The organism is Leclercia sp. 1548, assembly GCF_050435045.1.
Taxonomy (GTDB): domain Bacteria; phylum Pseudomonadota; class Gammaproteobacteria; order Enterobacterales; family Enterobacteriaceae; genus Enterobacter; species Enterobacter adecarboxylatus.
The window spans coordinates 292856-316560 of the sequence record NZ_JBNDJP010000004.1 but is presented as its reverse complement, the minus strand read 5'-3'; the positions used below and the strand labels follow the sequence as shown (position 1 = coordinate 316560).

Sequence of the window (23705 nt, the reverse complement as noted above, 5' to 3'; positions counted from 1 at the left end):
GTTACTCCAGTGTTAACGCGTGTTTGCATCTCCTAACTTATCGCCGCGCCGTCCCAATGCCAATGAGTTATCTAATAATTACCGTGAAAATCATAATTGGCGTGAATGCATACGGCAGCCCCGGCCCACACCCACGCGATGCTTTGTGATAAAACTCACTATTTTTAAACAATTACATCATTAGTTGATAACAATCCTCTACTATGTGCGGTGTCATTTTGCGCAGAGGTTGAGATGAAAGACGTCGTGATAGTGGGTGCGTTGCGCACAGCAATTGGCTGTTTCCAGGGAGCGCTCTCACGCCACTCGGCGGTAGATCTGGGCAGCGTGGTGGTTCGCGCGCTGGTGGAGCGCAGTGGCGTTGAGGCCCACGAGATCGACGAGGTGATCCTCGGTCAGGTGCTGACCGCCGGAGCCGGGCAAAACCCGGCCCGTCAGGCCGCGCTGAAAGGTGGCTTACCCAACACTGTCTCTGCGATTACCATCAACGACGTGTGCGGCTCCGGGCTGAAGGCGCTGCACCTGGCAACCCAGGCGATCCAGTGCGGTGAAGCGGATGTGGTGATCGCCGGCGGTCAGGAGAACATGAGCCGTGCGCCGCACGTCCTGACCGATAGCCGCACGGGTGCTCAACTGGGCAACAGCCAGCTTATCGACAGCCTGGTGCATGACGGGCTATGGGATGCGTTCAACGATTACCATATGGGCGTCACGGCTGAAAACCTGGCACGAGAATATGGTATCTCCCGTGAACGGCAGGACGCCTATGCGCTTAGCTCGCAGCAGAAGGCCCGGGCCGCCATCGACGCAGGCCGCTTCCGGGATGAGATTGTCCCGGTTAACGCGCAGAAGCAGAACGGTGAGCCTCTGTTGGTCGATACCGATGAACAGCCGCGCACCGACACCAGCGCCGAAGGGCTGGCGTTACTCAATCCTGCCTTTGATATCACCGGTTCGGTCACCGCCGGGAATGCTTCTTCCATCAACGACGGCGCCGCCGCGGTGATGATGATGAGCGAGAGTAAAGCTGAAGCGCTGAACCTGCCGGTGCTGGCGCGCATTAAAGCCTTTGCCAGCGTTGGCGTGGATCCTGCTTTAATGGGAATCGCGCCGGTGCATGCCACGCGTCGCTGTCTGGAGCGGGCAGGGTGGCAGCTGGCGGATGTCGATCTGATCGAAGTGAACGAAGCCTTTGCTGCTCAGGCGCTGTCGGTGGGCAAAATGCTGGAGTGGGATGAGCGCCGGGTCAATGTCAATGGCGGGGCGATTGCGCTGGGACACCCCATCGGCGCGTCAGGCTGCCGTATTCTGGTCTCGCTGGTGCATGAGATGGTGAAACGCGATGCCCGTAAAGGGCTGGCGACGCTGTGCATTGGCGGCGGGCAGGGCGTGGCCTTAGCCATAGAACGATAATATGTTTTGATATATATCAACCCCAATAAGCCTCCCGTCGCGGAGGCTTATTTGTTTGTGAGCCGTGTCATATTTTTCCCCTTGTAAGTAAATTCTCAAACACCCTCGAAATAATTATTGCATTCGCTGAATCAAAAATAAGATTTTAGTGTGATCCCGATCCGTTAAATTCCGCTTAAAACCCCTCTTTTGTTGATATTGCTCACGCCTGACTTTGCCAAAAAAAATGAAACAAATAATTACGATCGCGATCACTAAAATTACGTATTTAAAAAAATAAAATGCAATTCCATAAAAACGAAACATCATTTTAAACGAGGGTTATTCCATGTTTAAGAAATCTCTGGTCCTTGCTTCACTTATTGGCGCTTCTTTCGCAGCTCAGGCTGTCACCGTGGATCTGCGTCACGAATATATTGATACCGGCACGAACGCAGACCGCGCGTCGGTTTCGCACCGTTTTGAAAATGGTTTTGGTTTTTCAGTAGAAGCAAAATGGAAATCCGGTGGCGATAAGGCTGACCAACCCTTTTCGGATGTGGTCGGTAATGGTCACGAAGATCAGATCAGCTGGCGCTGGAAAGCAACCCCGAATATTGCCTTAACCCCAGGCTTTACGGTTGAAAGTAAAGACAGTTTCACCATTTATAAACCGTATCTGCATGCGCAATATAGCTTTGATAATGGCTTCTACGTCGCCGCGCGTTATCGTTATGACTATACCCGTTATCCGTCAAGTGCCGATAAGGACGACGATAAAGTTAACCGTGGCGATGCATGGGTTGGCTGGGTGATGGGCGACTGGCGTACCGAGCTTAACTACGTATACGCGAAAAGCACCGAAGGCACTGTCCGTAATAACAACAAAGATTATTCCCAGGAATATAACGTCAAGCTGGCGTATAAAATCGACAAAAACTGGGCCCCGTATGGTGAAGTGGGCAACATTGGTGTGAAAGAGACCGATGAGCGTCAGACCCGTCTCCGTGTCGGTGTAGCTTATTCCTTCTAATAATAAACAGTATCTCCGGGATTAACCGGCTCGAAAGAGCCGGTTTTTTTATGTCTGCGATTTATTGCTGAAGCCATACGCAGATAAAAAAAAGCCCTCCATAAAGGAGGGCAAGGCCAGTTACAGGAACACAAACACAAACATTTATTCACGCAACAGTTCAGGTTGCTCAGGAAGCTTCGCAATATAAAGAGCCGGTTTACCGTCTTTATCGGAGCTAAACAGTACCGCTTTATCATCCGGGGTAAAGGATGGATGCGGATGGGTAACCTGGCGGCTGTTCGCCACGGTTGCCCAGGAGGTATCGTGGCGGGCGATACGGAAGTAAGCCTTCTTCGCCACGTCGAATGCATAGAGATAAGGATCGTTGTCGATGGTGTAACCGCTGGTGTCCTTCACATCTACCGGCGTACCGGAACCATCGCCGACCAGGAGGGTGCCGTCAAAGTTACTCATCAGGTGCGAACAGGCCGGCATTTTCATTACGGCGCTGTTTTCGCCAGTGTCCGGGTTAAAGCTATACACGGTACGGCCTTGCTCACCTTTCAGGTAAGAGACATACACCAGCGCCGAGCCGTTCGGTACCCAGAACTCATGGGTGCAGCTTTCACCTTCCGCATGCTCTTTTACCTTGCGCACGTTGCTGCCGTCTTCGTTGACCATCCACATACGGGCATCTACCAGATCGTGTGGGCCTTCATGGCAGAACGCGACGGTGTTGTCGTCAAACGGACGGTAGATAGGGTGGCCGAGCCAGTTTTTCTCTTCGTGGATCACGCTGCTTTCGCCGGTCTGCAGATCGACGCGCAGCAGGCGGCAGTGTGGGCCTTTATAGAAGAAATCATGGAAGATTTGCCAGTCGTTCAGCGGCGTCCAGTCACTTTTCGCAATTTCGATGCCGACCAGTTTAGTGCAGTCTGAGTTGGCAACCCATGTACCGTAGCCGACCCAGTCATCGCTGACGCGATAGACTTCGCGTTCCTCGAAGGTGGTCAGATTGACTTCCCGCAGAGTGCGATCATTCTTAACGTAGTAAAGCGATTTATCATCCGGTGACAGGAAACCGCCAAAGGTATTATCGCCCGCGCCTTCGGTTAACTGCACCGCTTCGGCCTTTTCCAGATCCAGCAGATAGTAGTTCCAGTGGCCATCGAATTCACCGGCAAACAGCAGATGGCTACCGTCGTTGAAAAAGCATTTTTGATAGAAGTAGTTACGATGACAAGTAACTTCAGGTGGTGTCAGGCGGGTTACTTCCACACCTGTATTCGGGTCGCGACTGACATCATAGTTCAGTTTGACCCGCATGCCTTTTGCCATAATGCGCTCCTTGAATTCGACGGCAGGATTTCCCTGCGGTTCACTCGGTATAATATGAGTTTAAAAACTGGGTGTTAAATTATCAAAACATCGTTTCAGTGTGTGTGACTGGTGGCGCACTTCTGAAGAAAAAGCCCGCAAAATCATCATCCTCTTTATATCTGTTCAGATTTGTATCATATCGGTATCGCTTTTTTTTCTATATTAACTTGTTGTTAAATTTGAAAATTAAAAATGTGCGGTTAAAAAATCGTTTAAACAACGCGATGTCAACTCCCTGACAATCGTGATCGCAACTGCAATTTTGAGATTAACTGACAGAAAAAGTGAAACATCGTTTTAAATGTAATTGAAAACCCATTTCACAGCAGATAATATGTGCCCATCATGAAAACGGAACACCGTTTTGTTAATTATCCAGGCCTTCGGGGCCGATAAATTCTGGAGGTTAATGTGGAAGTCAGACAAAGCATCCACAGCGCGCATGCAAAAACGCTGGATACCCAGGGACTGCGCGATGAGTTTTTAGTCGAGAAAGTGTTTGTCGCGGATGAGTACACCATGGTGTACAGCCACATTGACCGCATCATTGTTGGCGGCATCATGCCGGTGGCAAAAACGGTCTCTGTTGGGGGTGAAGTGGGCAAGCAGCTTGGCGTCAGCTTCTTCCTGGAGCGTCGTGAGCTGGGCGTGATTAACATTGGCGGCCCGGGCACCATCACCGTTGACGGTCAATGCTATGAGATCGGCCATCGCGATGCCCTGTACGTCGGTAAAGGCGCGCAGGAAGTGGTCTTCGCCAGCGTCGATAGCGGCAAACCGGCGAAGTTCTACTACAACTGCGCCCCGGCACACACCACCTATCCAACCAAAAAAGTGACCCCGGCAGAGGTCTCTCCGGTCACCCTGGGTGACAACCTCACCAGCAACCGTCGCACCATCAACAAATACTTCGTTCCTGATGTGCTGGAAACCTGCCAGCTCAGCATGGGCCTGACCGAGCTGGAGCCGGGCAACCTGTGGAACACCATGCCGTGCCATACCCACGAGCGCCGCATGGAAGTGTACTTCTACTTCAATATGGAAGAGGACGCCTGTGTATTCCACATGATGGGACAGCCGCAGGAAACTCGCCATATCGTCATGCATAACGAGCAGGCGGTGATCTCGCCAAGCTGGTCTATTCACTCTGGCGTGGGTACGCGTGCCTACACCTTCATCTGGGGCATGGTGGGTGAAAACCAGGTCTTCGATGATATGGACCATGTTGCCGTTAAGGATCTGCGCTAGTCGCGGACAGTTAAGCATAAACTTGCCTGTTCGTTCAGGCGCTGAAAGATAAAGGATAAAAAATGATTCTGGATGCATTTTCTCTGCAAGGTAAAGTTGCGGTCGTCACCGGTTGTGATACCGGTCTGGGCCAGGGCATGGCAGTGGGTCTGGCGGAAGCGGGCTGTGATATCGTCGGGATCAACATCGTTGAGCCGCAGGAGACCATTGAGCGTGTGACCGCGCTGGGCCGTCGTTTCCTGAGCCTGACCGCTGACCTGCGTAAAATCGACGCCATCCCTGAGCTGCTGGAGCGTGCGGTTGCTGAGTTCGGTAAAATCGACATTCTGGTTAACAACGCAGGTCTGATCCGTCGTGAAGACGCGATCAACTTCAGCGAGCAGGACTGGGATGACGTCATGAACCTGAACATCAAGAGCGTGTTCTTCATGTCTCAGGCAGCAGCGAAACACTTTATCGCGCAGGGCAACGGCGGCAAAATCATCAACATCGCCTCTATGCTCTCCTTCCAGGGCGGCATCCGTGTGCCTTCTTACACCGCGTCAAAAAGTGGCGTAATGGGCGTTACCCGTCTGCTGGCGAACGAATGGGCGCAGCACAACATCAACGTGAACGCCATCGCACCGGGTTACATGGCGACCAACAATACCCAGCAGCTGCGTGCAGACGAAGAGCGTAGCGCAGCGATCCTCGAGCGTATCCCGGCGGGTCGTTGGGGTCTGCCAAGCGATCTGATGGGGCCGGTTGTGTTCCTGGCTTCCAGCGCATCTGATTACATCAACGGCTACACCGTTGCCGTTGACGGTGGTTGGCTGGCGCGTTAATTCTCGCCCCTGCCAAAAGACCTCTGCCCCCGGGCGGAGGTTTTTTTTGCCCTGAATTAGTCATTGTCCATATTAATAAAAGAGAAAAATCCATAGTCTTTTTACGAAAAGGACGTGTATCACATTTTTAATTCATATAAATCATCTTGTTAACTAAAAGTGGTGAATCTTCATCTTTGTTTTAAAGTGTAATGTCCATCACAGATCGCCCTCTACCAGCCAATAAATCCATATTTTCACGTTATACGACCTGACACTTTTTCAGGGTTTCTCGTAATTTCATTTAACGTCTTACGCTGTTCAGGCAGGAAAATATGACATCTATTAACGACTCTACCTTTATGCCCCGCGCCCTTCGTGATACCCGAAGGATGAACATGTTTGTTTCTGTTTCCGCGGCGGTAGCCGGTTTACTGTTTGGGCTGGACATCGGCGTTATTGCCGGTGCGTTACCTTTTATCACCGACCACTTTACGCTGAGTAATCGCCTGCAGGAGTGGGTGGTGAGCAGCATGATGCTGGGCGCAGCAGTGGGTGCCTTGTTCAATGGCTGGCTCTCGTTCCGCCTGGGCCGAAAATACAGCCTGATGGTGGGTGCCATTCTGTTTGTGGCGGGGTCATTAGGCTCCGCGTTTGCCACAGGGGTTGAAGCTTTACTGCTTTCTCGCGTGCTGCTGGGCGTGGCCGTGGGGATTGCGTCCTACACCGCGCCGCTTTATCTCTCGGAAATGGCGAGCGAAAACGTGCGCGGAAAAATGATCAGCATGTACCAGCTGATGGTGACGCTGGGTATCGTGCTGGCCTTTTTGTCTGATACCTATTTCAGCTACAGCGGCAACTGGCGTGCAATGCTGGGGGTACTGGCATTACCGGCGGTACTGCTGATTGTGCTGGTGATCTTTTTGCCCAACAGCCCACGCTGGCTGGCGCAGAAAGGGCGTCACGTCGAGGCGGAAGAAGTGCTGCGGATGCTGCGCGATACCTCTGAAAAAGCGCGTGAAGAGCTGAATGAGATCCGTGAAAGCCTCAAGCTGAAACAGGGGGGCTGGTCCTTATTCAAAATAAACCGCAACGTTCGTCGCGCGGTATTTCTCGGCATGCTGTTGCAGGCGATGCAACAGTTTACCGGCATGAACATCATCATGTATTACGCCCCCCGTATTTTCAAAATGGCCGGGTTCACAACGACCGAACAACAGATGATCGCCACGCTGGTGGTTGGGCTGACATTTATGTTTGCCACCTTCATTGCGGTCTTTACCGTCGATAAAGCAGGCCGTAAACCAGCCCTCAAGATTGGTTTTAGCGTAATGGCGCTGGGGACGCTGATCCTCGGCTATTGCCTGATGCAGTTTGATAACGGTACGGCGTCCAGCAGCTTATCCTGGCTGTCAGTGGGGATGACCATGATGTGCATTGCGGGTTACGCGATGAGTGCTGCTCCGGTAGTGTGGATCCTGTGCTCTGAAATTCAGCCCCTGAAATGCCGCGACTTCGGGATCACCTGTTCCACCACCACCAACTGGGTGTCGAACATGATCATTGGCGCCACCTTCCTGACCTTGCTGGATTCTATCGGTGCTGCGGGAACTTTCTGGCTCTATACGGTGCTGAACGTGGCATTTGTTGGCATCACCTTCTGGTTGATTCCAGAAACCAAAGGCGTCACCCTGGAGCACATCGAGCGCAAGCTGATGGCCGGGGAGAAGTTAAGAAACATTGGCGTGTGAGGATAATGCCCGGCGGCGCGTCGCTCGCCGGGCCTGGAAGGTCAAAAGCCTTTATTCGTAGGCCGGGAGGGCGTAGCCGCCACCCGGCTTTTTTTACACCTGCGCGAGATACAGGGCTGGCATCCCTTCTTCGTCGGAGGTATACAGCACCCACTTATTATCCGGTGAAAACGATGGATGCGGATGCGTCACCTGGCGATCGCCATCCAGCACTTTCCAGCTGGTATTGTGCTGGCAGATGGCTTTTTGCGTCCCGTTTTTAATCTCGAACACCCAGATAAAGGGATCGTTGAGGCTAATATCGCCGGTATTGTGCGGGGCACCATCGCCCACAATCAGCGAGCCGTCGTGGTTGCTCATCAGGTGGGAACAGGGTGGGATCGCCATCAGCTGGCGGTTTTCCAGCGTCGCGGGATCGGCGCTGAACAGATAGCGCTGCGGATCGTTCTCTTTGTGCGCCACGTAATAGAGTGCCGAGCCATCTGGCACCCAGAATTCGTGGGTAAAACTCTCGCCCGCGTCATGCTGGCGCACCTTGCGCAGGTTGCTGCCGTCCTGATTAATCAGCCACATACGGGCATCGATAGCATCGCGCGGGCCTTCATGGCAAAACGCCACGGTATTGTCGTCGAATGGCCGGTAAATCGGATGCCCGAGCCAGCGTTTTTCCTGCAAAATCACCTGCCGTTCGCCGGTGTGCAGATCGATGTTGATCAGGCGGCATTCCGGGTTAGTGAAGTAAAACGCGCGGAACTTGCTCCAGTCGGTGAGCGGCTGCCAGTCGCTTTTCTTGATTTCGATACCCACCAGCTTCGTGCAGTCCGAGTTAGCCACCCAGGTACCGTAGGCCACCCACTCCTCATCGACCTCATACACCACATACTCTTCCAGGCTATGGAGATCCACGCGGCGCAGTTCGCGGCTGTTTTTCACGTACCACAGGGACTGGTCATCCTCAGAGAGAAAACCGCCAAAGGTGTTATCCCCGGCGCCGTCGGTCAGTTGGGTCGCCTGCTGTTGGTCGATATCTAACAGATAGTAGTTCCAGTGCCCCTCAAAGGCGCCACCAAAAAGGATCTTGCTACCCTCACGGGTAAAGCATTTCTGATAGAAGTAATTACGATGACAAATAATGTGTGGGGGCGTCATCCGTATCACGGTGTGGCCGGTCTGGCTGTCCTGACGGGTACGGAAGTTCAGGGGGATGATTTTTCCTTTCATTGTATGTTCCTTCAGATAAAAAAATACCCCACCGCGGAACGGTAGGGTATTGATAACCTAAGCTAATTAGCGCATTGCGCGTTTCAGGATACGTTCAGCCTGACGCTGGAAGTCAGCGGCAGTCTCTTCCACGGTTTTCTGGCCGTAGTCGATGTACTGCAGGGAGGTGCCGAACTGAGCCACGATCTGCGGATCGTCAAAGTATGGCGATACGGAGAGTTTGGCAGGCAGGGACTGCGCCAGACGCAGGCCGGAAACCGCCGGATCGTCCTCTTTGATGGTGCCGTTTTCGGTCAGGTATTTCACCGCCACTTTACTCAGCGGCACGCCACGCTCCAGACCCAGCGTCTCAACGCCTTCTTTGCTGTTCAGCAGGAAGTTGATGACTTTCGCTGCCGCTTCCGGGTTCTTGGTGGATTTACCGATAGAGAGCATCTGGGCTGGTTTGAAGAACAGACCGGCATCCGTTGCACCCGGCAGCATTGGGTAGCTACCCAGCTCCAGCTTCGCAGGTGGCTTCAGGTTGTCGGAGTATTTCTTGATGGTGGAGTTCCACATGTAGGTTCCGCCCCATTCACCCTCGATCCACGGCTTCATCTCGTACATGTTGCTCTTACCGAACGACGCATAGTACTTGGTGTCCGGCATTACGTGGCTATCCACCAGATTTTTATAGGTCTGGAAGAACTCAACCCACTGCTCTTTGCTGTAGGAGAATTTCTTCGTTTTCTCGTCTACCGCTGGGATGTTGTACTTCTGGATCATGTAGGAGTTCAGCAGCGCCAGGGTATCCTGGTGCTCCAGGACCACCGGATAATACTGTTTGCCCAGTTTGCTCTCGAAGGCTTTACCGGCCGCTTTCAGCTCATCCCAGGTTTTCGGGTATTCAACGCCCGCTTTTTTCCAGGCTTCATCATTGAAGTAGAACACGCGCGCGGTCACGGAGATCGGGATCCCGTTCAGCTTGCCGTTCACGGTGGTGGACTGCAGCTCTTTCGGATCGAACTGCGTCAGATCGATCACGTCCTTCATTTTGTTCAGGTCGTAGAAGCCGTCGCCGGTTTTGGAGAAGATCGGCAGCCAGTTCCAGTTGGTCTGCATTACGTCCGGCTCGGTGCCGCCCGCAATCTGCGTGGTCAGGCGTGACAGGTGACCGTCCCAGCCGGTGTATTCCGCCTTAACGTTAATATCCGGGTTCTGTTTGTGGAACTCTTCCAGAGCCTTCAGTGTGACCTGGTGACGGCCATTGCCGCCCCACCAGGACATACGCAAATCTGTGCTATCCGCAGCAAAAGTGGGTAGGGCACTCATTCCAAAAGTAGCGGAGATAACGGCGCTTAAAAGCACTTTTTTCATTTTTATAACTCCATTAGAGAGAGATGTTCTGTTCAGTTTTCGCGTCAAAAATATGACACTTATTCATATCAAACTTAAAGTACACCTGACGGTGAAGGCCCTTGTTGATCATAGGTTTAGCTTCATCGGAAGGAATTCGGGCAGTCAGTTCATACTCGCCAACTTTCAGGTAAACGAAGAATTCATGTCCCATGTTTTCGGCGCGAACCATCTCGCCGCTGCAGCAGCCCTGCGCGAAAGGCTCATCGGAGATCGAGACGAAGTCAGGACGAATACCGTAGAAAATATCCTGGTTGACGTAGCTGGCGACTTTCTCTTTCAGCTCCGGGCTTAACGGCATGGTCTGGTTGCCGATGGTCAGGGAGAGCTGGCCATCCTGTTCCACCAGCTTGCTGGCGCGGATGTTCATCTCCGGCGAGCCGATAAAACCAGCAACGAACATGTTTTTCGGTTTGTGGTACAGGTTATCCGGGGTATCCACCTGCATGATGTGGCCGAGCTTCATCACGCAGATGCGGTCGCCCATGGTCATCGCTTCGGTCTGATCGTGCGTCACGTAGACCGTGGTTGCCGGTTTGCCGGAGGCCTTTAGCTGCTTGTGCAGGTCAGAGATACGGATACGCATCGAAGCACGCAGTTTGGCATCAAGGTTAGACAGCGGTTCGTCGAACAGGAACACGTCCGGCTTTTTCACAATCGCACGGCCTACGGCCACACGCTGGGCCTGACCACCGGAGAGCTGGCGCGGCAGACGATCCAGCAGTTCATCCAGTTCCAGGATCTTGGCCGCTTCGTTAACCTGAGCCTCAATCTGCGCTTTCGGCAGCTTGCTCAGCTTCAGGCCAAAGGCCAGGTTTTCACGCACGGTCATGTGTGGGTAGAGCGCATAGTTCTGGAATACCATCGCAATCCCACGCTCTTTCGGCGCGAGGTTATTGACGATCTTGTCGCCGATACGCACTTCGCCGCCGCTGATGGTCTCAAGGCCGGCCAGCATACGCAGGGTGGTGGACTTCGCGCAGCCGGATGGGCCGACGATCACCATGAACTCACCTTCAGCGATTTTCAGGTCGATAGCATGTACCGCTTTGAAGCCGTTGGAGTAAACCTTTTCCAGTTTGTTGAAAATAACTTCAGCCATGATATTTCCCTCTTAACCTTTAATTCCGCTGCTGGTTACGCCCTGTACGAAGTAGCGCTGTGCCAGGAAGAAGACAATGATGGATGGCAGAATGGAGATGCTCGCCATTGCCAGAATTTCGTTCCACGGCGCACCTTCGGTGACGTCGATGGACATTTTCAGAGCCAGTGCAATCGGGTATTTATCCACGCTGTAGACGTAAATCAGCGGCCCGATAAAGTCGTTCATTGACCACATAAACTGGAACAGTGCGACAGAAATGATGGCCGGTTTCAGGATCGGCACTACCACGTACCACAACACCTGGATGGAGTTACAGCCGTCGATCTGTGCGGCTTCTTCCATGTCACGCGGTACGCCGCGCAGGAACTGGATCAGCATGAAGACGAAGAACCCTTGCGTGGCGAAGGCCAGCGGCAGGTACAGCGGCATGTAGCTGTTGAGCATGCCCATTTCACGGAACATCAGGTACTGAGGGATCAGCAGCACAGTGCTTGGCAGCAACATGGTGGTGATGAGCGTCGCGAACCAGAATTTCTTCCACGGGATCTCGAAGCGGGCAAAGCCGTACGCCACGATGGTGGAGGAGATAATGGTCAGGATCACTTTCGGGATCACATACTTAAAGGTGTTCAGCATGTAATGACCGAAGTTGTACTCGGTCCCGGTCTTCCAGCCATTGATAAAGCCGTCCCAGGTGGCATGGGCTGGCCACAGGCTCAGGGTGGTGAAGATCTCGTGGTTCGGTTTGAACGACGCCGAGAACATCCACACCAGCGGATAGAGCATCAGCAGGCCGACAAACAGCAGGATCACATAGCGAATGCTGGCGCTTATTTTTTCACGACGCAGCGTCCGGGCCACTTCACGTTCTGCGATGCTTCTCGCCGTGGAGAGTTGTTGAATATCAGCCATTTTTGCCTCCCTTATCGGCGGAGTAGAACACCCAGTATTTCGAAGACTTAAAGGCGATAGCGGCGAAGACAGCAACTACCAGGAACAGGACCCAGGCCAGTGCAGCGCCGTAACCCATGTCAAAGTACTTGAATGCGGTGTCGTAGATGTACAGTGAGAACAGGTAGGTGGAATAGGTTGGTCCACCGCCGGTAATAACATACGGCCCGGTAAATTCCTGGAACGCCTGAGTGGTCTGCATGATGAAGTTGAAGAAGATCACCGGGGTAATCAGCGGCACGGTGACTTTCATGAACATCTGCCATTTGGACGCGCCGTCGATCATCGCGGCTTCATACTGCGACTGCGGAACGTTCTGCAGGGCGGCGAGGAAGATCACCATCGCGGAGCCGAACTGCCAGACACGCAGCAGGGTCACGGACATCAGCGCCAGAGAGGGTTCGCCAAGCCAGTTCACTGCGTCAAAACCGAACACGCCAATAAAGCTGTTAAGCAGGCCATCAATGGCAAAGAGGGCGCGCCACAGCACGGCAATGGCGACGGAGCTGCCAAGGATCGACGGAATATAATACGCCGTACGGAAAAAGCCGATGCCGCGCAGTTTAAAGTTCAGAACAAACGCAATTCCCAGCGCAAAGGCCAGCTTCAATGGGATGGTTAAAAAGACGTAGGCAAAGGTCACGCCCATGGATTTCCAGAAGAGGGTATCTTCCGTAAACATGTAGCGATAGTTTTCAATGCCGTTAAATACCGGCGGGCTCATCAAATCGTACTCAGTAAAACTGAGGAAGAACGATGAAACGAAGGGGAAGGCGGTGAAGAGTATCAGCCCAATTATGTAGGGTGATATCCACGCCAGCCCCAGCATCTTGTTTTCATTCATACATACCTACCTGGTAATTAATGGTTTAAAACGGAATCTGTGCGGTGAGCCATTTTTAAAACATATGAACCGGTGTTTTCAATTTGTAAAACATCGTTTTAATTTATTTTATTGCGATTTAAATCCACGTCATTCGATAAATAGTGGAAATGTGATCGCGGTCGAAACAGCGTTTCAATAAGGTGAGATGGGTGGCATTTTTATCGGCTTGCGAAGAAAGGCGATGAGAAAAAACCAGTTAAACAGGGACTTTACGCCCGTATTCTGGAAACTATCGGCGGCAGTTACAAACTACTAACATTTGTAGCAAGTGGGGGGCTACAAATAAGGTAGCGAGGATATAATTTACTTGTTGAATGATTGGGGCATAAGGCGCGGACCAAAAAAGCGATGCCGAAGCATCGCCTTTTCATTATTTCAGGAAGTCTTCACGAACCGGGGTAAAGGTATCCAGCAGAGTGCCCGGCTTCAGGCAAACGCAGCCGTGCATGACATGAGGCTCTTTATATAGCGTGTCTCCGGCAGTGACGACATGTTTCTCTTCACCAATGGTAAATTCGAATTCACCGGATAATACGTAGGTCAGCTGCTCGTGCGGGTGGTTATGCATCGGGCCAACGGCACCCTCTTCGAAATTGACTTCCACCGCCATCATTTTGCCGTCATGGGCCAGAATGCGACGTGAAACGCCATTACCCAAATCCTGAAGCGTGGTCTCTTTGTGGAAAATAAACATGCTCATATCCTGTTATATAGTGAAACACCGTTTCATTTAATTTATCCCAGTGCCGGGTAAAAGGAAATGTGAAACCAGAGAACTGGAAACTCGATCACAAGTTTGCTTCACTGGGTAAAACCGGAAAGGAGAGCGCAATGAAAACGATTGGCCTGTTGGGAGGAATGAGTTGGGAATCCACCATTCCGTATTACCGTCTGATTAACGAGGGGGTGAAGCAGCGCCTGGGGGGATTACACTCGGCCAGCCTGCTGCTGCACAGCGTCGATTTTCATGAGATAGAAGCCTGCCAGTCCAGCGGTGACTGGGAGAAGGCTGGCGCGATCCTGGCGGAGGCAGCGCTGGGGTTGCAGGGAGCAGGGGCGGAGGCCATTCTGCTTTGTACCAATACCATGCACAAAGTCGCCGGGCAGATTGAAGCGCGCTGCTCGCTGCCGTTCCTGCATATCGCCGACGCCACCGGGCGGGCCATTACCGCAGCGGGCATGAACCGTGTGGCGCTGCTCGGCACCCGCTACACCATGGAACAGGATTTCTACCGCGGAAGGCTGACGGACCAGTACGGCATCGAGAGCCTGATCCCGGACGAGGCAGATCGGGCGCGTATCAATCAGATTATCTTTGAGGAGCTGTGCCTCGGCACCTTCAGCGACGCATCGCGGCACTACTACCTGAGCGTTATCCAGAAGCTGGCCGATCGCGGGGCGCAGGGGGTGATCTTTGGCTGCACCGAGATCGGCCTGCTGATCCCGGCGGATGAAAGCCCGATCCCGGTGTTCGATACCGCTGCGATCCACGCCGCCGATGCAGTGACGTTTATGCTTTCGTAGCGTGCGAAGTTAAAAGCCGCTCCAGCGGATCAACGAGGGTGCTCAAGCCCTGTTGCAAATGGGCGCTAAAGGCATCCACCAGTGCCGAGGCCGGGCGGTGCAGGGGGCGGATCAGGCTCACCGTAAAGGGCACCGAAATACTGAACCGGCGGATCGCAATTCCGCTGTCGGCATAATCCAGCGCCGTCAGCGGATTCACCACTGATATCCCTACTCCCGCGCGCACCATCGCGCAGATCGAGGCGGCGCTGTGCGTCTCCACCACCATGCGTCGTTTCACCTGATGTTCGGCAAACAGGGTATCCAGCAGCTGCCGGTAACTGTCGGTGCGCGACAGGCTGATGTAGTTCTCGCCCTGAAAGTCTGCCGGCGTCAGCACCGCTCTGGCAGCAAGCGGATGCCCGGCGGGCAAAACGCACACTTCATCTAATGACAGCAGCTCGTGGCGCGCGGTGCCCGCCGGGGTCGCGAGAGTTTCGGTCAGGCCCAGATCGTGGCGCTGGGCCGAGAGCCACTCCTCCAGCAGGGGCGACTCCTGCGGGACGATCGTCAGGTTCACGTCCGGGTAGCGGGCGAGAAACGGCTGCAGCAGGGCGGGCAAAAACGACTGGGAAAAGACCGGCAGGCAAACGACAGACAGCTCGCCCTGGCGAAATTCGCGCAGGCTGTCGGCGGCACTGACGATGCGATCCAGCCCGTACCAGGAGCGCTGCACCTCCTCGAACAGCCGTAACCCCTGCACGGTGGGATGCAGCCGCCCGCGTGTGCGCTCAAACAGCGTCAGGCCGATCACCTTCTCGAAGCGCGCCAGCTCGCGGCTCACCGTCGGCTGCGAGGTGTGCAGCAGGCGCGCGGCTTCGGTGAGGTTTCCGGCGGTCATCACGGCGTGGAAAATTTCAATATGGCGTAAGTTTACTGCGGGCATGGAAGGCGACCTGGTTGCGCGTAATCCATATCATTTTTGCATAGACTGCCGATAAAACGATATTTTTTATTCTCTTCGGGCTGTGGCGTAATCATAAAAAATTGATTTCCCGGAGAGCACCATGCCACGCCCGCTGAACAACACCGATACCGATCTGAACGCCAACAATTTGCTGCGCCTGCCTGCGGAGTTTGGCTGCCCGGTCTGGGTCTATGACGCGCAGATTATCCGCGACAAAATTGCGGCACTGCATCAGTTTGACATGGTGCGCTTTGCCCAGAAAGCCTGCTCCAACATCCACATTCTGCGCCTGATGCGTGAGCAGGGCGTCAGGGTCGACTCCGTGTCGCTCGGTGAAATCGAGCGTGCGCTGGCGGCAGGCTACGATCCGCAGGCCGACCAGGATTCCATCGTCTTTACCGCCGATCTGATCGACAGCGCCACCCTTGCCCGGGTGCATGAGCTGCAGATCCCGGTCAACGCCGGTTCGGTGGATATGCTGGAGCAACTGGGGCAGGTATCGCCGGGCCATCGCGTCTGGCTGCGCGTCAATCCGGGCTTTGGTCACGGTCATAGCCAGAAGACCAACACCGGCGGCGAAAACAGCAAACACGGTATCTGGTACAGCGATCTGCCCGCGGCACTGGAAGTATTGCAGCGTTATAACCTGAAGCTGGTGGGTATCCACATGCACATTGGCTCCGGCGTGGATTACGGTCACCTTGAGCAGGTGTGCGGCGCGATGGTGCGCCAGGTGATTGAGTTTGGTCAGGATCTGGAGGCGATCTCCGCGGGCGGTGGGTTATCCATTCCGTATCGCGAAGGGGAAGAGGCGATCGATACCGATCACTACTTCGGTTTATGGAACGGCGCGCGAGACAAAATTGCCGCCCATCTGGGTCACCCTGTGAAGCTGGAGATCGAGCCGGGGCGTTTCCTGGTGGCGGAATCAGGTGTGCTGGTGGCCCAGGTGCGCAGCGTGAAAGCGATGGGGAGCCGTCACTTCGTGCTGATCGACGCGGGCTTTAACGATCTGATGCGTCCGTCCATGTACGGCAGCTATCACCACATTACCGCCCTGGCGGCGGACGGCCGGGATTTAACCCAGGCACCGGTGGTGGAGACGGTGGTGGCCGGGCCGCTGTGCGAATCCGGGGATGTCTTTACCCAGCAGGAGGGCGGGAAAGTGGAAACCCGCGCACTGCCGCAGGTGGTGCCGGGGGATTATCTGGTGCTGCACGATACCGGCGCGTACGGTGCGTCGATGTCCTCAAACTACAACAGCCGTCCGCTGCTGCCGGAAGTGCTGTTTGATAAGGGCGAGGCGCGGCTGATCCGCCGTCGCCAGACCATTCAGGAACTGCTCGCGCTCGAACTGTTCTGATCGAACCAGGGTCCCGTCGCCACCGAATCGCGCAGTACCAGCGTGCCGGTAAACGGCGGGATCGCTTCGATCGGCTCGTTCTTGGTCAGCCGGATCGCCTGATCGATAGCGGTGGTGATCATGTTGTCGATCGGCAGATAGACGGTAGACAGCGCCGGTTCCAGCCACTTCGCGCAGGGCGCGTCATCAAACCCGAATAACGACACGTCCTGCGGAATGCGCAGCCCGGCCTGGTGCAGCGCCTTCGAGGCTCCCAGAGCCATATCATCATTACAGGTAAACAGGGCGCTGAACGGCACCTTGTCGTTCAGTAACTCCTGACACAGCTCATAGCCGCGGGTCATCCCCGAATCGCCATATTTTACCCGGCTCTCATCCCAGGGAATGCCGTGCTTTTCCAGCGCCTTGCGATAGCCGGCCAGTCGCGCCTTGCCGGTGGGGGTGTGGATCGGCACCGTCATACAGGCGATCTCCCGGTGCCCCTGGCTTATCAGGTACTCCACGGCACTGAAGGCCGCCGACTGCTGCTCGAAGAACACGCAGCGTTCCCGGGCCTGGCTGACGTCGCGGTTGATCGCGATAAGCGGCATCTGCACGCTGTTGATGAGCTTCATGATCGCTTTTTCGCTCATGTAGCGGGTATAAAGCACGATGGCATCGCACTGGCGATCGGCCAGCATCTGCACCGCTTCCTCTTCCCGCTCCGGGGTATCGTGACCGTCGGTGACAATCAACTGTTTGCCGTGCGTTTCGGTCTGACGCGAGGCCTGCTGCAGCAGGCGGCCAAAGTAAAAACCGTCAAAGGTCGAGACCACCAGACCAATGCTGTTGCTGGTCCGGTTCGCCAGCGATCGCGCCAGAAAATTGGGGCGATAGCCCAGCTCTTCCATCGCGTTAAACACCTGCTGACGGGTACTCTCTTTGACCTGACCTGTGCCGTTCAGTACGCGCGACACCGTGGCTTTCGACACGCCCGCGCGCAGTGAGACATCCAGCATTGTTGCCATTTGTTCTTCCTGCTTCCACGTTATGCTCGCAAGTTTATCACAGACGTTCAGGGGCATAAGCCGGGCGGGAGGGGCAAAACCCCCATCAGGATCACGCTTTCTGGTAACGAGTCGCGGACAACGTAAAAGTGGCATACCAAAGTGATTATAAATTACTCTCTGGGATACCTCTTCCCGCGTTGGGAGCTTAATCACAGAACAAATCGTGACTGGAAGCTATTTTTGGTATGCCAATAGAAGCCGGCTGTACACCTTATCCCAATAAAGGCCCTTTTACTGAGGTATTACCCCATGGCATTACAGGAAAAACTGATCAACTCTCTGGGCAGTTTCGCCACTAAGTTCAACAGTTATCGCTACATCATGGCGATAAAGTCCGCCTTCATCACCTTAATGCCGGTCATCATCGTGGGCGCGTTTTCGGTGCTGATCTCCAACATGGTGCTGGATCCGAAAAACGGCTTAGCCAGCTTTCAGTCGCTCTCGTTTCTTGCCACGCTAAAACCGATCACCAGCGCCCTGAACTACGCCACGCTGAACTTCCTTAATATCGGAGCCGTGTTCTTAATCGGCATCGAGCTGGGGCGCATCAACGGCATTAAGTCCCTGTTCCCGGGGCTGCTGGCGGTGATCTGCTTTATCTGCGTCACCCCCACCACCGTTGAGATGATGGTCGATGGCGAAATACACATCGTAAAAGATGTGCTGCTGCGCCAGTTCTCCGATACCCGCAGCCTGTTCCTCGGCATGTTTATCGCCATCCTGTCGGTGGAGATTTACTGCTGGCTGGAGGGACGCCCGGGGCTGAAAATCAGAATGCCTGACACCGTGCCGCCGAACGTGTCGGCCTCGTTTTCGGCGCTGATCCCGGCGATCATTACTACTACCCTCATCGCCACCTTTGGTTTTGTGTTCCATCAGGTGACCGGCATGTACCTGTACGATGCGGTCTACCAGGTGGTGCAGCAGCCGCTGGAGCGGGTGGTACAAAGCCTGCCGGGGATCCTGCTGCTGATGTTCGTCGCTCAGTTGTTCTGGGTGATTGGTATCCACGGTAACCAGATGATCAAACCGATCCGCGAGCCGCTGCTGCTGGGGGCGATCACCGTCAACATGAGCGCCTTTGAGCAGGGCAAAGAGATCCCGAACATCATCACCATGCCGTTCTGGGATGTTTACATGAGCATCGGCGGCTCGGGCCTGACCATCGGCCTGCTGATCGCCGTGATGATCGGTACCAAACGCAAAGAGATGAAGGAGATCGCCAAGCTCTCCATCGGCCCGGGGATCTTTAACATCAATGAGCCGGTGATCTTCGGTATGCCAATCATGCTCAACCCGATTCTGGCGATCCCATTCATCATCACCCCGCTGGTGACCGGCTCCATCGGTTACTTCGCCACCGTCACCGGTTTTGCCGGTAAAGCCGTGGTGATGGTGCCCTGGACCACACCGCCGCTGATCAACGCCTGGCTCTCCACCGCCGGTTCGATGGGTGCGGTGGTCACGCAGGGTATCTGCATCATTACTGCCGTCCTGATCTACCTGCCGTTTGTGAAAATTGCTTCACGCCGCGCTGAGCAGGCTGCGATTCAGGCCGCCAACAAGGAGGCGACAAATAACGCATGAGCATAAAACAGATGACTATCCCCGAGGATTTTATCCTTGGGGCGGCGGCCTCCGCCTGGCAAACCGAGGGCTGGAGCGGCAAGAAAGCCGGGCAGGATTCGTGGATCGATCTCTGGTACAAAAACGATCGTCAGGTGTGGCATAACGGCTACGGCCCGGCGGTCGCGACCGATTTCATCAACCGGTTCCGTGAAGACGTGGCGCTGATGAAGCAGGCCGGCCTGACCCACTACCGCACCTCGATCAACTGGTCGCGTTTTCTTACCGATTACGAAAACGCCACCGTGGATGAGGAGTACGCCGCCTATTACGACGCGCTGTTTGCGGAGATGCACCGCCAGGGCATTGAGCCGATGATCTGCCTTGAGCACTACGAGCTGCCGGGCGTCTTGCTGGAAACCTACGGCGGCTGGGCGTCAAAGCATGTGGTGGAACTGTTCGTGCGCTATGCCGAAAAAGTGTTTGCCCGCTATCACCATCAGGTGAAGCGCTGGTTCAGCTTCAACGAGCCGATTGTGGTCCAGACCCGGGTCTATCTCGACGCGCTGCGCTGGCCGTATGAACAGAACACCAGCACCTGGATGCAGTGGAATCACCATAAGGTGCTGGCGACGGCGAAGGTGGTGAAGCTGTTCCGCGAAAAAGGTTATCGCGGCAGCGTGGGCTGTATTCTTAACCCGGAGGTGACCTATCCGCGGTCGCGCGCGGCCCATGACGTGAAGGCCGCTGAGATCTACGACCTGTTCTACAACCGGGTATTCCTCGATCCACTGGTACACGGCCACTACCCGCAAGAACTGTTTACCCTGCTGGAGAAACATCAGGTGCAGTGGGAATACAGCGCCGAAGAGCTGGCGCTGATAGCGGACAACACCGTCGATGAGCTGGGGATCAACCTCTATTACCCGCATCGGGTTAAGGCCCCGTCCCGGGCATGGCATCCTGACACACCTTTCCATCCGGCCTGGTACTACGACCCCTTTGAACTGCCGGGGCGGCGGATGAACCCCTCCCGTGGCTGGGAGATCGCCCCGCGGATTATTTACGACATGGCGATGCGGATCAAAAACGACTACCGCAACATCGACTGGTTTGTCGCCGAAAGCGGGATGGGAGTGGAAAACGAAGGCCAGTACCGCAACCGCGACGGGATCATTGAGGACAGCTACCGCATTAACTTCATCAGCGAGCATCTCTATTACACGCTGCTGGCGCGGGAGGAGGGGGCAAACTGCCACGGCTTCATGCTGTGGGCCTTCACCGATAACGTCTCGCCAATGAACGCCTTTAAAAACCGCTACGGCCTGATTGAGATCGATCTGGCGGATAACCGCGCCCGACACCCCAAAAAGTCGGCCAGCTGGTTCCGGCAACTGCGTGATGAGCGTGTGCTAACTCTGACCATTGATGACGAATGGAAGTAGCCGCAGATCGCGACGCTTCTGGTAACATAGTGCGCAAACTGGCCGGGAGGATGCCCGGCCCGCGCATTAACTCACAGTACAGGTGATAACGTGGATAAGGCTGTCGTCCCGGCGGAAAAGAAGCAGTACCAGGAGATTGGCGAAGATTTACGCGCCCAGATCATCCAGGGGCACTATCCCGTAGGCTCGCGTCTGCCGCCGGAGCGCAATATTGCGGAAACCTACGGCGTCAGCCGCACCATCGTGCGGGAAGCGCTGCTGATGCTGGAGCTGCAGGGCACCGTGGATATCCGTCAGGGGTCCGGCGTCTACGTGATGCGCATCCCCGACGAGCATGAAAACGAGGAAGAGCGTCTGTTAAAAAGCGACGTTGGCCCGTTTGAAATCTTACAGGCGCGCCAGCTTCTCGAAAGCAACATCGCCGCTTTTGCTGCCAAAATGGCAACCCGCGCCGATATCGACAACCTGCGTCGCATCATCGAGCAGGAGCAGCGGGCGATCGCCGCCAATGACAACAGCCAGGACAACAGCAAGATGTTTCATCTGGTGCTGGCAGCCGCCACGCAGAATCAGATGCTGCTGGCGACGGTTGAAAGCGTCTGGCACCACATGGACAGCAGTCCGCTGTGGCAGCAGTTCAACGTCCATATTGCCAGCCGGGCATATCGCCTGAAGTGGCTGGGCGACAGACAAACTATTCTCGCCGCCCTCCGCCGCCGCGACGTAATGGGAGCCTGGCAGGCCATGTTCCAGCATCTGGAAAATGTCAAAAAGAGCCTGCTGGAGTTCTCCGATGAAGACGCCCCGGACTTTGACGGTTATCTGTTTGAGTCGGTGCCCCTTTTCCAGGGGAAACTGGTGTGAAGATCCAACCGCTGTACGCCGCCCCGCAGCATGCAGAGCAGGTGATCGACTGGCTGTGGCAGGCCTTTGGCGACGGCCTGTCGCGCGATTTTTTCGCCAGCGTCGTGACCTACAGTCAGACTCCGGGCGCGCTGCCGCTCACCTTTATTGCCACCGAGGGCGAGCAGTTACTTGGCACGGTGGGGTTATGGCGCTGCGATCTGATCACCCGCCAGGATCTCTACCCCTGGCTGGCGGCGCTCTATGTGGATGAAGCGGCGCGCGGGCAGGGGCTGGCGGGCAAATTACAGCATCATGTGCAGAGGTATGCCGCAGAGAACGGGCATCGCGAGCTGCATCTCTGGTCAGCCTGCCGCGATTTCTATGAACGCTACGGCTGGCACTACATCGGTGACGGCCTGGAGTACCCGGACAAAACCGTGCACCTGTACCGCTATTCGCTGGTGGACTCTGCCGGCGGCGTGACCGAGTGACGGCGCACCAGCGTCGGGCTGAACACGTGGGTGATCTCCGGCGGCTGGCGTTTATCCGCCAGTGACAGCGCCAGCTCCGCCGCCTGGGTCGCCATTGTGACAATCGGGTAGCGCACCGTGGTCAGCCGCGGGCGAACATAGCGGGAGATAAGAATGTCATCGAAGCCGATTAGCGAAATATCCCCCGGCACGTCAATCCCGTTATCGTTTAATACGCCCATCGCCCCGGCCGCCATTGAGTCGTTATAGCAGGCAATCGCCGTAAAGTTACGCCCGCGTCCCAGCAACTCCGTCATGGCCTGCTCGCCGCCGCGCTCATCGGGTTCGCCATAGGTGACCAGACGATCGTTGCAGGGCAGGTCGTTTTCGCGCAGCGCATCGTAATAACCCTGTAGTCGGTCTTCGGCATCAGAGATGGGGTGGTTAGAGCAGAGGTAGCCGATGCGGGTATGACCCTGCTGGATCAAGTGGCGAGTGGCAAGCCAGGCGCCATAGCGATCGTCCAGAGCCACGCAGCGCTGTTCATAGCCGGGAATAATGCGGTTCACAATGACCATGCCGGGGATCTGCTTCATCAGATGGACGAGCTCATCATCCGGCAGCTTCTTCGCATGCACCACCAGCGCCGCGCAGCGGTGACGAATCAACTGCTCAATCGCCTGACGCTCTTTCTGTTCGTTGTGGTAACCATTGCCGATCAGCAGAAAATTGCCGGTGTGGTAGGCGACCTGCTCCACGGCTTTCACCATCGCGCCGAAAAAGGGATCTGACACATCGCCCACCACCAGCCCGACGGTATCGGTAGACTGCTGGGCCAGTGCCCGGGCGTTGGCATTAGGGTGATAGTTCAGTGATTCCATCGCAGCCAGCACCGCCTGACGGGAGGTTTCGCTGGCTTTGGGTGAATTGTTGATGACGCGTGAAACCGTGGCAACAGAAACACCCGCCAGTCGGGCCACATCCTTAATTGTCGCCATTCTCTACCTTCTCATTGGGGTAAGCGTTTACACACTAATTAGTGTTGCGGAAAAGTCAGGTGTATTCAAGCGCAGGGCGGTGAGGCATTTCACAAAGGTGATACAGGGCTGCGGAAATTGTGTAATCGTTACACAGCGAAGCGTGACAAAGGCGGGTGAATTTGAATCTTTGGTTACACTTTGCCTCAGGCTGTTGCGATTGTCTGCTGGCAGGGAAAGAGTCGCCATTGCTACATTTGAGATCCCAGAGGTATTGATAGGTGACGTTAACCCGCGGTTAACTGCCAAGCTTTACACCAGCCTGCGTTCTTACGCAGGTTTTTTTTGCTTGTTGTTCAACATGTAACAGCC

The 23705-nt window shown here is 55.0% G+C and carries 21 protein-coding genes; 11 read left to right on the top strand and 10 right to left on the bottom strand.

Going from position 1 to position 23705, the window contains the following annotated elements:
- Nucleotides 1–234: 234 nt before the first annotated feature.
- Entirely contained in the window at nt 235–1413 is a 1179-nt protein-coding gene (locus ABIE02_RS14095; RefSeq protein ID WP_032613822.1) for an acetyl-CoA C-acetyltransferase, read from the top strand.
- A 328-nt stretch (nt 1414–1741) separates the two neighbouring features.
- Entirely contained in the window at nt 1742–2425 is a 684-nt protein-coding gene (locus tag ABIE02_RS14090) for a porin (RefSeq protein ID WP_032613817.1), read from the top strand.
- 144 nt (nt 2426–2569) lie between these two features.
- On the opposite strand, the gene ABIE02_RS14085 is transcribed toward ABIE02_RS14090, so the two are convergent.
- Entirely contained in the window at nt 2570–3745 is a 1176-nt protein-coding gene (locus ABIE02_RS14085) for an oligogalacturonate lyase family protein (RefSeq protein WP_429211300.1), read from the bottom strand.
- Nucleotides 3746–4198: 453 nt separating this feature from the next.
- Here ABIE02_RS14085 and kduI point away from each other — a divergent pair, with 453 nt between their 5' ends.
- The 3 genes from kduI (at nt 4199) to araE (ending at nt 7589) form a co-directional block, all read left to right on the top strand.
- Nucleotides 4199–5035, top strand: coding sequence for a 5-dehydro-4-deoxy-D-glucuronate isomerase (kduI, locus tag ABIE02_RS14080; protein ID WP_077227196.1), 837 nt, complete (start codon nt 4199–4201; stop codon nt 5033–5035).
- A gap of 62 nt (nt 5036–5097) precedes the next feature.
- A complete protein-coding gene (kduD, locus tag ABIE02_RS14075; protein WP_103792592.1) occupies nt 5098–5859 on the top strand; it encodes a 2-dehydro-3-deoxy-D-gluconate 5-dehydrogenase KduD in 762 nt (253 codons plus the stop codon).
- Between the two features lie 296 nt (nt 5860–6155).
- Entirely contained in the window at nt 6156–7589 is a 1434-nt protein-coding gene (gene araE, locus ABIE02_RS14070; protein ID WP_223263958.1) for an arabinose-proton symporter AraE, read from the top strand.
- 93 nt (nt 7590–7682) lie between these two features.
- Here the strand turns inward: araE and ABIE02_RS14065 are convergent, their stop codons facing one another.
- From ABIE02_RS14065 to ABIE02_RS14040, 6 genes are all read right to left on the bottom strand, one after another.
- On the bottom strand, nt 7683–8810 hold the full coding sequence (locus tag ABIE02_RS14065) for an oligogalacturonate lyase family protein (RefSeq protein WP_200142746.1): 1128 nt from the start codon (nt 8808–8810) through the stop codon (nt 7683–7685).
- A 66-nt stretch (nt 8811–8876) separates the two neighbouring features.
- Entirely contained in the window at nt 8877–10166 is a 1290-nt protein-coding gene (locus ABIE02_RS14060) for an ABC transporter substrate-binding protein (RefSeq protein WP_032613804.1), read from the bottom strand.
- A 13-nt stretch (nt 10167–10179) separates the two neighbouring features.
- Nucleotides 10180–11307, bottom strand: coding sequence for an ABC transporter ATP-binding protein (locus ABIE02_RS14055; protein ID WP_032613802.1), 1128 nt, complete (start codon nt 11305–11307; stop codon nt 10180–10182).
- A gap of 12 nt (nt 11308–11319) precedes the next feature.
- Nucleotides 11320–12222 carry a carbohydrate ABC transporter permease gene (locus ABIE02_RS14050; RefSeq protein WP_032613800.1) on the bottom strand — a complete coding sequence of 301 codons (903 nt, stop codon included), beginning with the start codon at nt 12220–12222 and terminating at the stop codon, nt 11320–11322.
- Nucleotides 12215–13105: a carbohydrate ABC transporter permease gene (locus ABIE02_RS14045; RefSeq protein WP_032613798.1), complete on the bottom strand. Its 891-nt coding sequence runs from the start codon at nt 13103–13105 to the stop codon at nt 12215–12217. The genes ABIE02_RS14050 and ABIE02_RS14045 overlap by 8 nt, the downstream gene beginning before the upstream one ends.
- A 412-nt stretch (nt 13106–13517) precedes the next feature.
- The gene (locus ABIE02_RS14040; protein WP_032613796.1) at nt 13518–13841 is read right to left on the bottom strand and encodes a cupin domain-containing protein; all 324 of its coding nucleotides are present in this window, start codon (nt 13839–13841) and stop codon (nt 13518–13520) included.
- A 137-nt stretch (nt 13842–13978) separates the two neighbouring features.
- Between ABIE02_RS14040 and ABIE02_RS14035 the strand changes: the two genes are divergently transcribed.
- Complete coding sequence (locus ABIE02_RS14035) at nt 13979–14671, top strand: aspartate/glutamate racemase (protein ID WP_032613794.1); 693 nt, start codon at nt 13979–13981, stop codon at nt 14669–14671.
- Here the strand turns inward: ABIE02_RS14035 and ABIE02_RS14030 are convergent.
- Entirely contained in the window at nt 14658–15596 is a 939-nt protein-coding gene (locus tag ABIE02_RS14030; protein ID WP_032613792.1) for a LysR family transcriptional regulator, read from the bottom strand. The two genes, ABIE02_RS14035 and ABIE02_RS14030, sit on opposite strands and share 14 nt — an antisense overlap.
- A gap of 121 nt (nt 15597–15717) precedes the next feature.
- On the opposite strand from ABIE02_RS14030, the gene lysA reads away from it, so the two are divergent.
- Entirely contained in the window at nt 15718–16980 is a 1263-nt protein-coding gene (gene lysA / locus ABIE02_RS14025) for a diaminopimelate decarboxylase (RefSeq protein ID WP_336995089.1), read from the top strand.
- Here lysA and ABIE02_RS14020 read toward each other — a convergent pair.
- On the bottom strand, nt 16950–17987 hold the full coding sequence (locus tag ABIE02_RS14020; protein WP_336995088.1) for a LacI family DNA-binding transcriptional regulator: 1038 nt from the start codon (nt 17985–17987) through the stop codon (nt 16950–16952). The genes lysA and ABIE02_RS14020 overlap by 31 nt on opposite strands.
- Before the next feature lie 291 nt (nt 17988–18278).
- On the opposite strand from ABIE02_RS14020, the gene ABIE02_RS14015 reads away from it, so the two are divergent.
- The 4 genes from ABIE02_RS14015 to ABIE02_RS14000 all read left to right on the top strand — a co-directional run bounded on the left by ABIE02_RS14015 (nt 18279) and on the right by ABIE02_RS14000 (nt 22377).
- A complete protein-coding gene (locus ABIE02_RS14015; protein ID WP_336995087.1) occupies nt 18279–19616 on the top strand; it encodes a PTS sugar transporter subunit IIC in 1338 nt (445 codons plus the stop codon).
- Nucleotides 19613–21040 carry a glycoside hydrolase family 1 protein gene (locus ABIE02_RS14010; protein WP_336995086.1) on the top strand — a complete coding sequence of 476 codons (1428 nt, stop codon included), beginning with the start codon at nt 19613–19615 and terminating at the stop codon, nt 21038–21040. Before ABIE02_RS14015 ends, ABIE02_RS14010 begins: the two co-directional genes overlap by 4 nt.
- 90 nt (nt 21041–21130) lie before the next feature.
- The gene (locus ABIE02_RS14005) at nt 21131–21904 is read left to right on the top strand and encodes a GntR family transcriptional regulator (RefSeq protein ID WP_204231389.1); all 774 of its coding nucleotides are present in this window, start codon (nt 21131–21133) and stop codon (nt 21902–21904) included.
- Nucleotides 21901–22377, top strand: a complete 477-nt coding sequence (locus ABIE02_RS14000) for a GNAT family N-acetyltransferase (protein ID WP_032613780.1) — start codon at nt 21901–21903, stop codon at nt 22375–22377. The genes ABIE02_RS14005 and ABIE02_RS14000 overlap by 4 nt, the downstream gene beginning before the upstream one ends.
- On the opposite strand, the gene galR is transcribed toward ABIE02_RS14000, so the two are convergent.
- Nucleotides 22338–23354: an HTH-type transcriptional regulator GalR gene (gene galR, locus ABIE02_RS13995; RefSeq protein WP_032613777.1), complete on the bottom strand. Its 1017-nt coding sequence runs from the start codon at nt 23352–23354 to the stop codon at nt 22338–22340. The genes ABIE02_RS14000 and galR overlap by 40 nt on opposite strands.
- Between the last annotated feature and the right edge of the window lie 351 nt (nt 23355–23705).

Excerpts from the sequence above, each read along its gene's own strand:
- ABIE02_RS14020 (WP_336995088.1), bottom strand. The coding sequence starts at position 17,987 with ATGGCAACAATGCTGGATGTCTCACTGCGCGCGGGCGTGTCGAAAGCC.
- ABIE02_RS14090 (WP_032613817.1), top strand. The coding sequence starts at position 1,742 with ATGTTTAAGAAATCTCTGGTCCTTGCTTCACTTATTGGCGCTTCTTTC.
- ABIE02_RS14045 (WP_032613798.1), bottom strand. The coding sequence starts at position 13,105 with ATGAATGAAAACAAGATGCTGGGGCTGGCGTGGATATCACCCTACATA.
- ABIE02_RS14050 (WP_032613800.1), bottom strand. The coding sequence starts at position 12,222 with ATGGCTGATATTCAACAACTCTCCACGGCGAGAAGCATCGCAGAACGT.
- lysA (WP_336995089.1), top strand. The coding sequence starts at position 15,718 with ATGCCACGCCCGCTGAACAACACCGATACCGATCTGAACGCCAACAAT.
- ABIE02_RS14035 (WP_032613794.1), top strand. The coding sequence starts at position 13,979 with ATGAAAACGATTGGCCTGTTGGGAGGAATGAGTTGGGAATCCACCATT.
- ABIE02_RS14065 (WP_200142746.1), bottom strand. The coding sequence starts at position 8,810 with ATGAAAGGAAAAATCATCCCCCTGAACTTCCGTACCCGTCAGGACAGC.
- ABIE02_RS14055 (WP_032613802.1), bottom strand. The coding sequence starts at position 11,307 with ATGGCTGAAGTTATTTTCAACAAACTGGAAAAGGTTTACTCCAACGGC.
- ABIE02_RS14085 (WP_429211300.1), bottom strand. The coding sequence starts at position 3,745 with ATGGCAAAAGGCATGCGGGTCAAACTGAACTATGATGTCAGTCGCGAC.
- ABIE02_RS14010 (WP_336995086.1), top strand. The coding sequence starts at position 19,613 with ATGAGCATAAAACAGATGACTATCCCCGAGGATTTTATCCTTGGGGCG.
- ABIE02_RS14040 (WP_032613796.1), bottom strand. The coding sequence starts at position 13,841 with ATGTTTATTTTCCACAAAGAGACCACGCTTCAGGATTTGGGTAATGGC.
- ABIE02_RS14095 (WP_032613822.1), top strand. The coding sequence starts at position 235 with ATGAAAGACGTCGTGATAGTGGGTGCGTTGCGCACAGCAATTGGCTGT.
- ABIE02_RS14015 (WP_336995087.1), top strand. The coding sequence starts at position 18,279 with ATGGCATTACAGGAAAAACTGATCAACTCTCTGGGCAGTTTCGCCACT.
- ABIE02_RS14060 (WP_032613804.1), bottom strand. The coding sequence starts at position 10,166 with ATGAAAAAAGTGCTTTTAAGCGCCGTTATCTCCGCTACTTTTGGAATG.
- galR (WP_032613777.1), bottom strand. The coding sequence starts at position 23,354 with ATGGCGACAATTAAGGATGTGGCCCGACTGGCGGGTGTTTCTGTTGCC.
- kduD (WP_103792592.1), top strand. The coding sequence starts at position 5,098 with ATGATTCTGGATGCATTTTCTCTGCAAGGTAAAGTTGCGGTCGTCACC.
- ABIE02_RS14030 (WP_032613792.1), bottom strand. The coding sequence starts at position 15,596 with ATGCCCGCAGTAAACTTACGCCATATTGAAATTTTCCACGCCGTGATG.